Annotated in this window: 13 protein-coding genes; 4 read left to right on the top strand and 9 right to left on the bottom strand. The window is 64.9% G+C overall.

Translation table 11 applies throughout. The annotated features are described in order from the left end of the window. The first annotated feature begins 61 nt into the window (after positions 1–61). Positions 62–721, top strand: a complete 660-nt coding sequence (gene msrA, locus C722_RS0108515) for a peptide-methionine (S)-S-oxide reductase MsrA (protein WP_017640098.1) — start codon at positions 62–64, stop codon at positions 719–721. A 123-nt stretch (positions 722–844) separates the two neighbouring features. On the opposite strand, the gene C722_RS0108510 is transcribed toward msrA, so the two are convergent. Continuing rightward, the gene (locus tag C722_RS0108510; protein ID WP_017640097.1) at positions 845–1,681 is read right to left on the bottom strand and encodes a 23S rRNA (adenine(2030)-N(6))-methyltransferase RlmJ; all 837 of its coding nucleotides are present in this window, start codon (positions 1,679–1,681) and stop codon (positions 845–847) included. A 129-nt stretch (positions 1,682–1,810) separates the two neighbouring features. Here C722_RS0108510 and C722_RS0108505 point away from each other — a divergent pair, with 129 nt between their 5' ends. The 3 genes from C722_RS0108505 (at position 1,811) to selO (ending at position 8,485) form a co-directional block, all read left to right on the top strand. Further along, on the top strand, positions 1,811–3,550 hold the full coding sequence (locus tag C722_RS0108505) for a potassium/proton antiporter (RefSeq protein ID WP_017640096.1): 1,740 nt from the start codon (positions 1,811–1,813) through the stop codon (positions 3,548–3,550). A 98-nt stretch (positions 3,551–3,648) separates the two neighbouring features. After that, the gene (gene mscK, locus C722_RS0108500; protein ID WP_017640095.1) at positions 3,649–6,993 is read left to right on the top strand and encodes a mechanosensitive channel MscK; all 3,345 of its coding nucleotides are present in this window, start codon (positions 3,649–3,651) and stop codon (positions 6,991–6,993) included. 31 nt (positions 6,994–7,024) lie between these two features. Beyond that, positions 7,025–8,485, top strand: a complete 1,461-nt coding sequence (selO, locus tag C722_RS0108495; protein ID WP_017640094.1) for a protein adenylyltransferase SelO — start codon at positions 7,025–7,027, stop codon at positions 8,483–8,485. Positions 8,486–8,512: 27 nt separating this feature from the next. Here the strand turns inward: selO and pncB are convergent, their stop codons facing one another. The 8 genes from pncB to C722_RS0108455 form a co-directional block, all read right to left on the bottom strand. Next, on the bottom strand, positions 8,513–9,715 hold the full coding sequence (pncB, locus tag C722_RS0108490) for a nicotinate phosphoribosyltransferase (RefSeq protein ID WP_017640093.1): 1,203 nt from the start codon (positions 9,713–9,715) through the stop codon (positions 8,513–8,515). Positions 9,716–9,796: 81 nt separating this feature from the next. Next, positions 9,797–10,015: a hypothetical protein gene (locus C722_RS0108485; protein ID WP_173150096.1), complete on the bottom strand. Its 219-nt coding sequence runs from the start codon at positions 10,013–10,015 to the stop codon at positions 9,797–9,799. Beyond that, entirely contained in the window at positions 10,012–10,710 is a 699-nt protein-coding gene (locus C722_RS0108480; RefSeq protein WP_017640091.1) for a lipopolysaccharide kinase InaA family protein, read from the bottom strand. The genes C722_RS0108485 and C722_RS0108480 overlap by 4 nt, the downstream gene beginning before the upstream one ends. 27 nt (positions 10,711–10,737) lie before the next feature. Continuing rightward, the gene (locus tag C722_RS0108475) at positions 10,738–11,424 is read right to left on the bottom strand and encodes a class I SAM-dependent methyltransferase (protein ID WP_017640090.1); all 687 of its coding nucleotides are present in this window, start codon (positions 11,422–11,424) and stop codon (positions 10,738–10,740) included. 91 nt (positions 11,425–11,515) lie between these two features. Next, positions 11,516–12,805 (bottom strand): HAMP domain-containing sensor histidine kinase, encoded by a 1,290-nt coding sequence (locus C722_RS0108470; RefSeq protein ID WP_017640089.1) that lies wholly within the window; start codon positions 12,803–12,805, stop codon positions 11,516–11,518. 2 nt (positions 12,806–12,807) lie between these two features. Beyond that, positions 12,808–13,482: a response regulator transcription factor gene (locus C722_RS0108465; RefSeq protein WP_017640088.1), complete on the bottom strand. Its 675-nt coding sequence runs from the start codon at positions 13,480–13,482 to the stop codon at positions 12,808–12,810. A 176-nt stretch (positions 13,483–13,658) separates the two neighbouring features. Next, a complete protein-coding gene (gene groL / locus C722_RS0108460; protein WP_017640087.1) occupies positions 13,659–15,299 on the bottom strand; it encodes a chaperonin GroEL in 1,641 nt (546 codons plus the stop codon). A 39-nt stretch (positions 15,300–15,338) separates the two neighbouring features. Then, positions 15,339–15,632 (bottom strand): co-chaperone GroES, encoded by a 294-nt coding sequence (locus C722_RS0108455; RefSeq protein ID WP_007161933.1) that lies wholly within the window; start codon positions 15,630–15,632, stop codon positions 15,339–15,341. Positions 15,633–15,648: the final 16 nt, after the last annotated feature.

Genomic DNA, 15,648 nt, shown 5'->3' with positions numbered 1-15,648 from the left:
CCGCTGCAGCGATTTTGCGTACACTGAGCTTTTCGCCTGGCCCTTTCCCACGAGGTATCCCATGGTCCTGCGTTCCGAAATCCTGACCAAGAAGACCCACCTGCCCGCCGCCGAGCAGGCGCTGCCCGGCCGCGAGACGGCCATGGCCGTACCCGCCGCCCACTACGTCAACGGTAATCCGTTGCAAGGCCCCTTCCCCACCGGGCTGCAGAGTCTGGTGCTGGGCATGGGCTGCTTCTGGGGCGTCGAGCGGCGTTTCTGGCAACAACCGGGTGTCTGGACCACCGCCGCCGGTTACGCGGGCGGCCATACCCCCAACCCGACCTACGAAGAGGTGTGCTCCGGCCTGACCGGTCATACCGAGGTGGTGCTGGTGGTGTTCGATCCGGCCCAGACCTCACTGGAGGCGCTGCTGAAGATCTTCTGGGAAGCCCACGACCCGACCCAGGGCATGCGCCAGGGCAATGATGTCGGTACCCAGTATCGCTCGGCGTTGTATTACAGCGACGACAGCCAGCGCGAGGCCTTCGAAGCCAGCCAGGCCGCCTTCCAGGCTCAATTGGCCGAGGCTGGTTATGGCGAGATCACCACCGAGATCGCTCCTTTGCCGCCCTTCTACTACGCCGAGGCCTATCACCAGCAGTACCTGGCGAAGAATCCCAACGGCTATTGCGGTCTGGCCGGCACCGGCGTGTGCTTGCCGCCCAGTCTGGCGGTCTGATCGCACTTCGCTCGGCTTACCTGGGGATCGTTGGGCTTCGGCGATAGAGCTGCCTCAGCCCAACCTACGCCAAGCTGTTCGTAGGTTGGGTTGAGCGCAGCGAAGCCCAACGTTGCCCCTCCCTTATTCCGCGATCAGCCAGTCCAGCCGCCAGCTGCCTTCGCCCTGGGCCAGATGCTCGGCCAGCCAGGGCAGCAATTCGCGTAGTTCTTCCTCCAATCCCCACGGCGGATTGACGATGGCCAGTCCCGAGCCATTGAGCCGGGTGGGGTCGTCCGCCGCGCGGATCAGCAATTCGACGTTGAGCAGCTTGGGCGCGCTGCTGGCCTGCAGACCCGCATGGAAACGCCTGAGCTGGCGGCGATCCTTGATCGGATACCAGAGGGCGATCACCGTCTGGCGCATCCGGCCGATGGCCTCGGTGACCGCTTTGACGCAACGCTCCAGCTCATCGGCCTTCTCAAAGGGCGGATCGATCAGCAGCAGTGCTCGGCGCTCAGGCACCGGCAGCAGCGCCCGCGGCAGCAGCCAGCCGTCCTTCTGGTGCACCGCTACCCGGCGATCACCGGCCATATTTTCCTTGAGCAGGCGACCATCCTCGGGGTGCAATTCGTTCAGCAGCAGCCGATCCTGGGGCCTCAAGGCCTGGCGCATCAATTCGGGCGAGCCGGGATAGTAGCGCAGCGCGCCATCGGGATTGAGCGCCGCCACCGCTTCGCGATAGCCGACGAAGGCAGCCGGTGCGGCGTCCAGCGCCCACAGCCGACCGATCCCTTCGCGCCATTCGTCGGTACGACTGGCCTGGTCGCCGGCCAGGTCATAGCGACCCACCCCGGAATGGCTGTCCAGATAGGCGAAGGGTGCCTCCTTGCGCGCCAGCAGCGCGGCCAGGCGCAACAGGGTGGCGTGCTTGAAGACATCGGCGTGATTGCCGGCATGGAAGGCGTGTCGGTAATTCATGGGATACTCCAGCGTCAGCCCTACAGTGTACCGCCTTCCTCGAGCGCCAGCGGCGTCGCGCTTTGACACCCTGGCCGTGCAGCGGGTTAAATCCCCAGGTTCTTCATTTCTTTGCCCCAGGAGTCACGCTTGGACGCCGTCACCATCAACAGCTTGTTCTTGATCGGTGCGGTGCTGATCGGCCTGTCGATTCTGGTCAGTTCGATTTCCTCGCGGGTCGGCATCCCGATCCTGGTGATCTTCCTGGTGGTCGGCATGTTCGCCGGCGTCGACGGCCCCGGTCACATCGCCTTCGACAACTATCCGATGGCCTACCTGGTGGGCAACCTGGCGCTGGCGGTGATCCTGCTCGACGGCGGCATGCGCACCCGGGTGTCGAGTTTCCGCGTGGCGCTCTGGCCGGCGCTGTCCCTGGCCACCGTGGGGGTGATGATCACCACCGGCCTGACCGGCTTGGCTGCGGCCTGGCTGTTCGATCTCAGCCTGCTGCAGGGCCTGCTGATCGGTGCCATCGTCGGCTCCACCGATGCCGCGGCGGTGTTTTCCCTGCTCGGAGGGCGTGGCCTCAACGAACGGGTCACCGCCAGCCTGGAGATCGAATCCGGCAGCAACGACCCCATGGCGGTGTTTCTCACCGTGACCCTGATCGAGATGCTCGCCAGCGGCGAGAGCGGCTTCAGCTGGAGCCTACTCGGTCATTTCGTCAGCGAATTCGCCATCGGTGGGGTGATCGGCCTGGGCGGTGGCTGGCTGCTGCTGCAGCTGATCAACCGCATCCACCTCGCCGACGGCCTCTATCCGCTGCTGGCCATCAGCGGTGGTCTGCTGATCTTCGCCCTGACCAACGCCGCCCATGGCAGTGGCATCCTCGCGGTCTACCTCGCCGGTCTGCTGATGGGCAATCTGCCGATCCGCAGCCGCCATGGCATGCTGCACATGCTCGACGGCATGGCCTGGCTGGCGCAGATCGGCATGTTCCTGGTGCTGGGCCTGCTGGTGGAGCCGCACAACCTGCTGCCCATCGCCCTGCCCGCCCTGGGCCTGGCGCTGTGGATGATCCTGGTCGCCCGCCCGCTGTCGGTGGCCATCGGCCTCTTGCCCTTCCGCGCCTTCCATGACCGGGAAAAGGCCTTTATCGCCTGGGTCGGGCTGCGTGGCGCGGTCCCCATCATCCTCGCGGTGTTCCCGATGATGGCCGGACTGCCCCAGGCCCAGCTGTTCTTCAACGTGGCCTTCTTCATCGTGCTGGTGTCGCTGCTGGTGCAGGGCTCCAGCCTGCCGCTGGCTGCCAAGCTGCTCAAGGTGACGGTGCCACCGGAGCCGGCGCCCTTCTCCCGCGCCGGCCTGCAGGTCCATCCGACCAGCGAGTGGGAGTTGTTCATCTATCGCCTGGGCGCCGAGAAATGGTGCATCGGCGCCGCCCTGCGCGAACTGAAGATGCCCGAGGGCACCCGCATCGCCGCGCTGTTCCGCGGCGAGACCCTGCTGCACCCCTCCGGCAGTACCACCCTGGAAGCCGGTGACATCCTCTGCGTGGTCGGCCACGAGCACGATCTGCCCGCCCTGGGCCGCCTGTTCAGCCAGGCGCCGCAGCAGACCCAGAGATTCTTCGGCGACTTCGTTCTGGAAGCCGATGCCGAACTCAGCGCGGTGGCCGCGCTCTACGGCCTGCAACTGGGCGAAGTGGACGGTAACCAGCGTCTCGGCAGCTTCATCACTCACCAGATCGGCGGCGAACCCATCGTGGGCGACCTGGTGGAGTGGAACGGCCTGGTCTGGATCGTCGCGGCCATCGAGAACAAGCGCGTGCGCAAGGTCGGCGTGAAGTTTCCCGAAGGCAGCAGCAGCGGACCTGCGCTCTTTCTTTAACGGTGGATGAACGGGGTTCGCGGCTTGAGGGCCGCCGCCTTGCACCCCAGGCAGCCTGGCTTTAACCTCGCGCCTTTCCACTGCCCGACGCCTGCCGCATGCACCGCCTGTCCGCTCTGCTTCGCGCCGCCGCCCTCTGCGGCTGCCTGTTCACCCTTCCCGCCGTGGCTCAGGATTCCGGGCCGCCGGATGCCCAGCAGGTCCAGCAGAATCTGAGCGCCCTGGCCGATCGCAAGCTGCCCGCCGCCGAGCAGAGCGCCGCCCAGGAGAGCCTGCAGCAGACCCTCAAGCTGCTCGACCAGCGCGACCAGTACGTCAAGCAGCTGGCCGATCTGCGCCAGCAGCTGGCCCAGGCACCGCAGCAGACCAAGGACGCCCAGCGACAACTGGCCCGCCTGCGCGCCGAGCCGATCAAGCCGGCCGAACAGCGCTATGCCGGCGCGACTCCTCAGGCCCTGGAGCAGCGGCTGAGCGAGACCAGTCTGGCGCTGAACAGCGTGCAGGACGATCTGAACGCCGCCAACAGCCTGGTGATCAATGCCCAGACCCGCCCCGAGCGCGCCCAGGTGGACATCGCCAATTTGCAGACGCGCCTGCAGCAGATCGCCGATCTGCTCAAGAGTGGACGCGAGAACGCCAAGGCGTTGACCGCCGAGCGGCGCGGTCAACTGCTGGCGGAGCAGGCGGCGGCGGGCGCGCAGATCCAGCTGCTGCGCCAGGAGCTGGCGGGCAACAGCGTACTGCAGGATCTCGGCGCCATTCGCCGGGAGCTGTTCACCGAGCAGGTGAAGCGTTACGAGCAGGAGACCCTGGACCTGCAGACGCTGATCAGCGGCAAGCGACGCCAGCAGTCGGAAGAGACCCTGGCCGAAGCCTCGCGGGAGTCGGAGAAGACCGCTGGGGACGATGTGCTGTCCCAGGAGACCGGGCTCAATCTGCAATTGTCCGACTACCTTCTGCGCGCCACCGATCGACTCAACGATCTCAATCGCCGCAATCTGGAGTCCCGCCAGCAGCTGGATCAGCTCAAGCAGACCAGCGAGAACATGGAACAGCAGATCGGCGTGCTCAAGGGCAGCGTGCTGCTGTCCAAGCTGCTCTACCAGCAGCGTGCCGCGCTACCTTCGGTCAAGGTCAACAAGGATCTCACCGACGACATCGCCGATCTGCGCCTCTATCAGTTCGAGCTCAACCAGCAGCGCGCCCAGATCGCCAATCCGGATGCCTACGTCAGCAATCTGCTGGCCCAGCAGCCGCCGGAAAAGACCACGCCGCAGCTACGCCAGCAGTTGCTCGACCTGCTCAAGACCCGCAGCGAATTGCAGGAGCGTCTCAACACCGAGCTCAATGCCCTGCTCAGCGAGTCCATCGACCTGCAACTCAACCAGCGTCAGTTGCAGACCACCATCAGCAGCCTGCGCGGCACCCTCGACGAGCAGATGTTCTGGATTCCCAGCAACAAGCCGCTGGACTGGAACTGGGTCAAGACCGCACCCCGCAAGCTGATGCAGCAACTGCGCGACGTGCCCTGGGGCTCCAGCCTGCATGAACTCTATGTCGGCCTGGCCGAGCGCCCGCTGCTGCTACTGCCGCTGGTCCTGGCCTTCGCCACCCTGATCTGGCAGCGACCCCGCATCCATGCCCAGGTCAGCAAGCTCAACCAGGATATCGGTCACTACCAGCGCGACAGTCAACTGCACACGCCGCAGGCCGTACTGCTCACCATTCTCCTCGGCCTGCCGGCGAGTCTGGTGCTCTGGCTGGGCGGCGTGGCCCTCGAAGGGGACGAACGCGGCGTCAACGCCGCCATTGGTGCGGCGCTGCTGGAAATGGCCGCCGGCTGGCTGGTGTTCTACACGGTGTATCGCCTGCTGGCCTCCGGTGGCGTCGCCGAGACCCACTTCCGCTGGGCCCGGCCCCAGGCGCAGTCCCTGCGCCGGCTGGTCAGACGCGTGGGCCTGCTGGCCCTGGCACTGATGGCGGTGGTGGCCATCGCCGAACGTCAGCTGGCCGGTCTGGCCGACGATGTCCTGGGCATTCTCATCGTCCTGATCGCCTATGCCAGCCTGGCCTGGATGCTGGGTCGCTCCCTGCTCAATGCCACCGCCCGCGAGCGCCTGCCGTTCTTCCGCCTGTTGCTCGGCCTGATGATCACCGCCATTCCAGCCGTGCTGTTCTTCGCCGTGCTCTTTGGCTATTACTACACCGCGCTCAAGCTCACCGATCGCCTGGTGGACACCCTCTATGTGCTGATGGCCTGGATCATCCTCGAAGCCACCCTGGCCCGTGGCCTGAGCGTGGCCGCACGGCGCCTGGCCTACCAGCGCGCCATCCAGAAGCGCCAGGCGCAGCAGGAAGACGCCGAGGGCGTGGAGGTGGTGCAGGAGCCGACCCTGGACATGGAGCAGGTCAATCAGCAGTCCTCGCGACTGTTGCGCCTGACCCTGCTGCTGGCCTTCCTCGGTGTGCTCTATCTGGTCTGGGCCGACGTGGTAGCGGTGTTCTCCTACCTGGACAACGTCACCCTCTACCAATACACCAGCGGCACCGGCGCCGCCGCCACCCAGGTGCCCCTGACGCTGCGGGTGTTCATCATCGCCCTGGTGATCGCCGGTCTCACCGTCGCCCTGGCGCGCAACCTGCCCGGCCTGCTGGAAGTCCTGGTGCTGTCGCGCCTGAATCTGGCCCAGGGCAGCGCCTACGCCACCACCACCCTGCTCTCCTACGTCATCGTCGGCTTCGGCACCGTGACCACCCTGGCGACCCTCGGGGTGAGCTGGGACAAGCTGCAGTGGCTGGCCACCGCCCTCTCGGTCGGTCTGGGTTTCGGCTTGCAGGAGATCTTCGGTAACTTCATCTCCGGCCTGATCATCCTCTTCGAGCGCCCGGTGCGCGTCGGCGACCTGATCACCATCGGCAACGTGACCGGCACGGTGAACAAGATCCGCATCCGCGCCACCCACATCACCGATGCCGACCGCAAGTCGGTGGTGGTGCCGAACAAGACCTTCGTCACCAGCCAGCTGATCAACTGGACGCTGACCGACACCGTCACCCGTATCGTGCTGACCTTCGGCATCAATCGCGGCAGCGATCTGGCCGAGGCCCAGCGGTTGATGATGCAGGCGGTCAAGGAGAATCCGCGGGTGCTGCATGACCCCGAGCCGTCGCTGCACATCACCCACTATGGCGCCAGCACCCTGGACCACGAATTGCGCATCTATGTGCGCGAACTGGGCGATCGCAGCGCCGCCACCGATGAGCTGATCCGCCGGGTCGACCAGTTGCTGCGCGATGCCGGTATCAACCTGCTGTCCACGCCGCAGATGGAGATCACCTTGAAGAATCGCCACGGTGCGGAGAAACAACTGGGCAAAAAGCCTCTCCTACCTGAAGGGGATGCCCAGCAGGAAGCCGAGGATCCCAAGCCATCCAAGGCCTGACGGCCCCCTGCGCGGATATCTCGGGACACCCATGAAACAGCTGCTCGATCTGACGTTCGACAACAGATTCGCCCGCCTGGGCGACGACTTCTCCACCCGCATCGACCCCCGGCCGCTGGACGATCCACGGCTGGTGGTCGCCTCGCCCGCCGCCCTGGCGCTGTTGGACCTGGATCCGGCGGTGGCCGAGACCCCCGAATTCACCCAGGTGTTCGCCGGGGCCCAGCTCTGGGATAGCGCCGAGCCCAGGGCCATGATCTATTCCGGCCACCAGTTCGGCTCCTACAACCCGCGCCTGGGCGATGGCCGCGGCCTGCTGTTGGGCGAGGTGGTCAACGACCGCGGTGAGCACTGGGATCTGCACCTCAAGGGCGCCGGTCTCACGCCCTTCTCGCGCATGGGCGACGGCCGCGCCGTGCTGCGCTCCTCCATCCGTGAATTCCTCGCCTCCGAGGCCTTGCACGCCCTGGGTATCCCGACCACCCGGGCGCTGTGCGTGATCGGCTCCGCCACCCAGGTGGTGCGCGAGCGGTTGGAAACCGGCGCCACCCTGCTGCGCATGGCCCCCAGCCATGTGCGCTTCGGCCACTTCGAGTACTTCTACTACACCCGCCAGCATCAGTTGCTGGAGCAACTGGGCGAGCATGTGCTGGCCGCGCACTTCCCCGAACTGCTAGCCACCCCCGAGCCCTGGGCGGCGCTGTTCCGCGAGGTAGTGGAACGCAACGCCCGGCTGATCGCCCATTGGCAGGCCTATGGCTTCTGCCACGGGGTAATGAACACCGACAACTTCTCGATCCTGGGCCTCACCTTCGACTTCGGCCCCTTCGCCTTCCTCGACGACTTCGACGCCCAGTTCATCTGCAACCATTCCGATCACACCGGGCGCTACTCCTACAGCAACCAGGTGCCCATCGCCCACTGGAACCTGGCGGCCCTGGCCCAGGCCCTGACGCCCAAGGTGGCGGTGGAGACGCTGCAGGAGAGCATCGCCCTCTTCCTGCCGCTGTATCAGGCGCACTACCTCGACCTGATGCGCCGGCGCCTAGGCCTGCAGGAGGCGCGAGACGAAGACCAGGAGTTGGTCGAGCGCCTGCTGGCCCTGATGCAGCAGGGCGGTGTGGACTATCATCTGTTCTTCCGCCACCTGGGCGAAGACCAGCCTGCCGCCGCCCTCGCCCGGGTGCGCGAAGACTTCATCGACCTGCGTGGCTTCGACGACTGGAGCCAGGCCTATCGCGCCCGCCTGGACGCCGAAGGCGGTGCGGCAGCCGACCGTACCGCGCGCATGAACGCGGTCAATCCGCTGTATGTGCTGCGCAATTACCTGGCCCAGCAGGCCATCGAACAGGCCGAAGCAGGCGACTACAGCGAGGTGCGATTGCTGCACGAGGTGCTGTCACGCCCCTTCGAGGCCCAACCGGGGCGCGAACGCTTCGCCCAGCGGCCACCGGACTGGGGCAAGCATCTGGAGATCAGCTGCTCGTCTTGAAGTCCGGCCCCAACCAGGCGCCGGACTTCAGGCGCCGTTGACCTGGAAGACGTGTCTTAGATAGTGCAGGAAGTCCGGTTCGCCGCCCTGGGCCTTGCCCGGGGCGTCGGAGATCTTGGCCACCGGCTGGCCATTGCAGCGACTCATCTTGAGCACCATGTTCATCGGCTGCACGCCCGGGATGTCACAGGTGAAATGGGTGCCGATGCCAAAGCTCACATTGATCCGCTCGCGCAGGGCACGAAACAGCGCGAGCGCCTTTTCCAGATTGAGCGAATCGGAAAACACCAGGGTCTTGGTCAGGGGGTCGATGCCCAGCTGCTGGTAGTGGGCGATGGCCTTCTCCGCCCACTGCAGGGGATCGCCGCTGTCATGGCGCAGGCCGTCGAACAGCTTAGCGAAGTAGAGATCGAAATCGCGCAGAAAGGCATCCATGGTGATGGTATCGGTCAGGGCGATGCCGAGCTGACCGCGATACTCACGCACCCAGCAGTCGAGGGCGGCGATCTGACTGTCGATCAATCGTGGCCCCAGTTGCTGGTGCGCCATCAACCACTCGTGGGCCATGGTGCCCAGGGGCGCGACACCCAGCTTCCACGCCAGGTGGACATTGCTGGTACCGACGAAGCGACCGGGAAAGTCGTCCCTCAGGCTGCGCACCACCATCTCCTGCACACCATAGGAAAAACGCCGCCGGGTACCGAAGTCGGCCATCTTGAATTCGGCCAACTCGTCGGTGCCCGCTTCCCGCGCCAGCCAGTCGAACTTGCGATAGAGCTGATCGCGTGCCAGCTGCAGGGGTAGGTCGGCATGGCGCTGGCGATTGCGCACCTCGCTGATCAGCGCCAGGATCGGTACCTCGAACAGGATCAGGTGCAGCCAGGGCCCCTTCAGGGTCAGGGTGAAGCGCCCCTCCTCCTCGCCGAGGAACACATAGGAGGGATTGAAACGAAACAGCCGCAGAAAGCGGATAAAGTCGGGGGTGATGAAGGGAATGCGTTCGAGAAAGTCCAGCTGGCGATCACTGATGGCGACATCGGCCAGGTCATCGATCTCGGCCTGGATGGCCGCGTGATAGGGCCGCAGGTCTTCGTCGTTGCGGCAGCGAAAGGCCCACTCGACTTCCGCATTGGGATAGTTGTGCAGGACGGCCTGCATCATGGTGAGCTTGTAGAAGTCGGTGTCCAGCAGGCTTTGCACGGCCTGCTCGGAAAAACTATCGGCCATCATCGGCGGGGCTCGGCAGCTAGAAGTCAGACGACAGGATGCCGAACTTGCCGGGGAAGCGAAAGGCGCTTGACCGTCCGGGGCCTAACGATTGTGGGTCTGGGTCATGCCGAAGAGGAATAGCAGCAGGTCCTGGCTACCCGTGCTGGAGGTGTTCAGAGTGCGCGCCACGGGGGTCTGGCAGTAGTCCAGGCCTTCGCTACCGACGACCACGGCCGCCGGTCTTAGCCAGCTCGCATAGGCCAGCGTGGTGACCCCGCAAAAAGCCGCGATCAGCAAACCTCGAGTAATTTGTGAAGTCATGGCTCCAACCCTCTGATCTTCCGTCCCAACGCCTGTTGGTAAACGTAGAGCAGAGTTCGCCATTGCGCAGCGTTCCACGACGAATGGCGGCGTAATTGCAGCATATCCCGACGGGCGGCCGTGTCTATAGCCATTCGTTGGCGACATTTCTCCAGATCGAGCAAGGCGATGGAGAATTGCTTGCCCTCCGGCCCCATGCGCTCGGCGACGAAGATATGTTTGGGATAGAGGCAGCCATGCTGCCAGCGGTGACGGTGCATGCGCGCCAGCACCTCGCCCAGAGTGGTCAGGAAGCGCTCGTGCTCGGCTTCGCTGAGCGCCTGGCCACCGCCTTCGGCGTACCAGTGATCGAGATCCTGATAGCCTTCCAGGGCGGCGCTCACCAACAACGCGCGCCAACCACCCTGGGCTTGCTGGGCATCGCAGAAGAGCAACTCGGGAACCTGGATACCCAGGTCGCGAAAGGCGATCAGCGCATCCCGCTCACGCAAGGCGGTGGGCCGCCCCAGGGGATGACGCAAACTACGATAGAGATGACCGACCTGACGCTTGACGTAGGCCAGGGTCCCGTCGGGAAGCTGCAGGCGCTGGACACCGCTCTCGCCGCCTCGGCGGACATTGGGCGCTTCCACCCAGTCGCCTGCGGTGTTCCACCAGCGATCGAAACGCTCTTCGCCCTGCGTCACGGCTCCCATCGGCTGCCTCTCTTATTCTGAATAGCTTCAATTGGCCTTGCGCAGGACATAGACCCGCCACATGGCATAGCCCGGCAAAAAATCCAGGGCTCGGTCGACCACGAAGCCGGCCTGGGCGACTTCCGCCTCGAACTGGCCGCGCTCGACGATGAATCGGTTCTGGTAACCGCCGCGGTCGCGGCCTTCGGCCTGGCGCCGACGTTCCAGTGCCTGGCGACGCCAGGCCTTGAAGTTGCCATCCACCCACAGCGACAGGATGACGCTGTCACGGGTCACCCGATGGAACTCCTGCAGCAGCGCCAGACGGTCCGCCGCTTCGCCCACGTGGTGAAACAAACGCATACAGAAAATACAATCTACAGAATTGTCGGACAAGTCGATAGCGAAAGCCGACGTCTGCAGCGTTTTGACCCGGGCCACGACCTCGGCGGGCTGCTGCGCACGGGCGGTGGCCAGCATGTTTTCCGAGTAATCGGCACCGATGATCAGACGATTGCGCTTCTCCGCCAGCAGCGGCCAGAAACGACCGGCACCACTGGGCAGATCCAGCACCAGATTGGGCTGGCCGGCGATACTCAGGGCCTGCCGCGCCAGTTGCTGGTCGCGCCAGTTGGACAGGCGCCGGGCCAGACCGTCCTGGTGCTTCAGGTAATACTGGCGGGCGTGGTCGGCGTCGTACTTTTGCGAAAAGGGCAGGTCGATGGGCGCTTTCACGGAGGCGGCTCCTGAGGGAGTGGAGAAGTGCCGCTACCCTATCCAGGCCGCTGTCAAACCCCGGTCAAGTCGTTGTGAAAATTCTGTAACGCTAGTCGGCTACCCTCTCGCTGCCAAGAGCGATATCGAAGCGGCACCCCCCTGCCGCGCTGTCGCCCAGGGTCACGCTCCAGCCCTGCAGCTGACAGATCCGCCGGACCAGCGACAGGCCCAGCCCCAGTCCCTCGCCACGGCCCTCGGCGCCACGGACAAAGGGCTGGAACATCGCCTCACGCTGCTCTTCAGGAATGCCAACGCCACTGTCTTCCACCACGAAACCCGCAGCGCCGACCTGCAGGCTGATGTAGCCGCGTTCGGTGTAGTGCAGGGCATTGCGCAACAGATTGCTCATCACCGACCGCAAAAAGGGCTCGTGCCAGAGCAAGCGCTCGGCCTCCGGCGCCACGCTCAGGCACCATTGCAGCCCCTTGGCCTCCACCGCCGCCTGCCATTCCTGCGTCTGGCGCCGCGCCACCTCGGCCAGGGTGGCACGGGGTGCCTGGGTATCGCTGTCGCCCTGGTTGCGCGCCAGGGCTAGAAAGGTCTGCACCAGTTCCTGCATCTCCCGCGCCGCGCGCGTCATGCGCTCCAATGGACCCTTCGCCCGAGGTGGCAGATCCGGCGTGGCCTCCAGCAATTCGCAGGACGAATTGATCACCATCAGTGGCGTGCGCAATTCATGACTGACGTCGCTGGTGAACAGCCGCTCGCGCGCCAGGGCGGCACGCAGGCGATTCAGGGCATCGTCGAAGGCGCCGGCCAGTTCGCCGACCTCGTCCTTGGCATAGTCCGGCGCCAGGGGCGGGGTCACATCGAGGATCTGGTCACGCCGCCGTACCTGGCGCGCCAGCCGCACCACCGGCGCGATCACCCGCCGTGCCAGGGCCCATCCCAGCAGCCAAGCCAGGGCCACGCTGATCAGGAACCCGATCAGCACCACCTTGTAGAGCAACCGCTCGCGCGCCTCGAAATCGCTCTGGTTCTGCAACAGGACGAAATGGTTGCCCTCCAGCTCGGCGACGTAGGCATAGAAGTACTGCTGGTCCTCCTCCACCTCGCTGAAGCCCGCCGGCAGATCGCGCAGGTGCGCGGGCAACTGCGCCACCTCGGCGAGGGGCACGAAATACAGACGCATGTCGGGATCCAGCACCGGCTGGCCGCCGCGTCTCATGTCGCGCTGGACCATGCGCTCCAGTTCGTTGTGCAGATCGGTGGAGATCAAGCGCTCCTCGACGGTGTGCACCACCGCGACGATACCCAGGGAAAAGACGCCACCCACCAGAAAGGTCATCAGCACGAAGGCGATGACGATCCGCCGCGACAGGCTCAGGTGATATTCCATGGCTAATCCTGCTCGACCAACTTGTAGCCCACCCCATGGATGGTGCGCAGCAGCGGCTGCGCGAAGGGCTTGTCGATCACCTGGCGCAACTGGTGGACGTGGCTGCGCAGGCTGTCGCTGTCGGGGTAGTCCTCGCCCCACACCGCCTCCTCCAGTACCTCGCGACGCACCACATGGGGCGACTTCTGCATCAGCAGGGCAAGGATCTTGAGACCGATGGGATTGAGCTTGAGCGACTTGCCGGCACGACTCACCTCCAGGGTGTCCAGGTCGTAGCTGAGATCGGCGACCTGCAGCTGGCGACGCCCGCCCCCCTTGGTCCGGCGCATCACCGCCTCAACGCGCGCGGCCAATTCCGACAGGGCGAAGGGTTTGACCAGGTAGTCGTCGGCGCCGGAGCGGAAGCCTTCCAGACGGTCATCGAGCTGATCGCGGGCGGTGAGCATGATCACCGGGGTGTCGCGGCGGGCATCCTGGCGCAGCCGCTGGCAGAGGGTGTAGCCGTCGATGCCGGGCAGCATGATGTCGAGGATGAGCAGATCGTAGTGCTCGGTCGCGGCGAGGTGCAGCCCCGACAGGCCATCCTGGGCGCAATCCACGCTGTAGCCCTTGAGACTGAGGTAGTCCAGCAGGTTGCTGAGGATGTCTTTGTTGTCTTCCACCACCAGGATACGCATGTCGCTGACCTCGTTGGCGAGCCACCCGGGGCCCGCACGCTTGCTGTTCGGCACAGAGCCTAACCGCGTCCGCCGGGCGCGACCAGCACCAGGCGGGCCGGAGACCGGCCATAAAAAAACCCCGGTGTCCGCGAGGAGCACCGGGGTTGGGCTCGGCCCGGGGGCCGGAGCGGTTCTTACATCATGCCGCCCATGCCACCCATGCCGCCCATGTCGGGCATGGCCGGGGCTGCGTCGTCTTTCGGCAGCTCAGCCACGATGGCTTCGGTGGTGATCAGCAGACCGGCGATGGAGGAAGCGGCCTGCAGCGCGCTGCGGGTCACCTTGGCCGGGTCGATGATGCCGAATTCCAGCATGTCGCCGTATTCGCCAGTGGCGGCGTTGTAGCCGTAGTTGCCGCTGCCCTGCTTGACCTTGTCCAGCACGACGGAGGCTTCGTCACCGGCGTTGGTCACGATCTGGCGCAGGGGAGCTTCAACAGCGCGACGCAGAATGTTGATACCGGCGTTCTGCTCTTCGTTGATGCCTTTCAGATCCTTCAGCGCGTCCAGGGCACGGACCAGAGCGACACCGCCGCCAGGCACCACGCCTTCTTCCACGGCAGCGCGGGTGGCGTGCAGGGCGTCTTCAACGCGAGCTTTCTTCTCTTTCATCTCGACTTCGGTGGCAGCGCCAACCTTGATCACGGCAACACCGCCGGCCAGCTTGGCCAGACGCTCTTGCAGCTTCTCTTTGTCGTAGTCGGAAGAGGTTTCTTCGACCTGGGCACGGATCTGCTTGATACGGGCCTGGATGTCGACCTCGACGCCAGCGCCGTCGATGACGGTGGTGTTTTCCTTGTTCAGGACCACACGCTTGGCTTGACCCAGGTGCTCCAGGGTGGTGCTTTCCAGGCTCAGGCCGACTTCTTCGGAGATGACGGTACCGCCGGTCAGGATGGCGATGTCCTGCAGCATGGCCTTGCGACGATCACCGAAGCCCGGCGCCTTGACGGCTGCGACCTTGACGATGCCGCGCATGTTGTTGACCACCAGGGTGGCCAGGGCTTCGCCTTCGACGTCTTCGGCGACGATCAGCAGCGGACGACCGGCCTTGGCAACGGATTCCAGCACCGGCAGCAGTTCGCGGATGTTGGAGATCTTCTTATCGACCAGCAGCAGCAGCGGGCTGTCCAGCTCGGCCGACATGGTGTCGGGCTTGTTGATGAAGTAGGGCGACAGGTAGCCACGGTCGAACTGCATGCCTTCGACGACGGACAGTTCGTTTTCCAGGCCCGAGCCTTCTTCGACGGTGATGACGCCTTCTTTACCAACCTTCTCCATGGCTTCGGCGATGATGTTGCCGATGCTGTCGTCGGAGTTGGCGGAGATGGTGCCTACCTGGGCGATGGCCTTGCTGTCGGCGCAGGGCTTGGACAGGTTCTTCAGCTCGGCGACGACGGCGGCGGTGGCCTTGTCGATGCCGCGCTTCAGGTCCATCGGGTTCAGGCCGGCGGCCACGGACTTGAGGCCTTCGGTAACGATGGCCTGGGCCAGCACGGTGGCGGTGGTGGTGCCGTCACCGGCCGCGTCGTTGGCCTTGGAGGCCACGTCTTTCACCAGCTGGGCGCCGATGTTCTCGATGCGATCCTTGAGCTCGATCTCCTTGGCGACGGACACGCCGTCCTTGGTGATCAGGGGAGCACCGAAGCTGCGCTCCAGCACCACGTTACGGCCTTTCGGGCCCAGGGTGGCCTTGACGGCGTCGGCCAGGGTGTTGACACCGGTCAGCAGCTTCTTGCGCGCGGAGTCACCGAATTTGACGTCTTTTGCAGCCATGTTCTGTTTCCTCTAAGAAATTCGAAAAGTGAGCGGAGATCAGCCTTCGATGACGGCCAGGATTTCGGACTCAGCCATCACCAGCAGTTCTTCGCCATCGACCTTGATGGCGTTGCTGCCGGAATAGGGACCGAAAACCACCTTGTCACCCACTTTCACCGCCGGAGCACGGACATCGCCGTTGTCCAGTACGCGTCCAGTGCCTACGGCAACCACTTCACCGCGGTTCGGCTTTTCGGCAGCCGAGCCCGGCAGCACGATGCCGCCAGCGGATTTGGTCTCTTCTTCGCTGCGACGAATCACAACGCGATCATGCAGAGGACGAAGCGCCATTGTCGTATCTCCCAAA

Origin of the sequence: Pseudomonas sp. 313 (assembly GCF_000316965.1) — a bacterium.
Lineage (GTDB): Bacteria > Pseudomonadota > Gammaproteobacteria > Pseudomonadales > Pseudomonadaceae > Chryseomonas > Chryseomonas benzopyrenica.
This window is presented reverse-complemented; position numbering and strand designations above follow the sequence as displayed.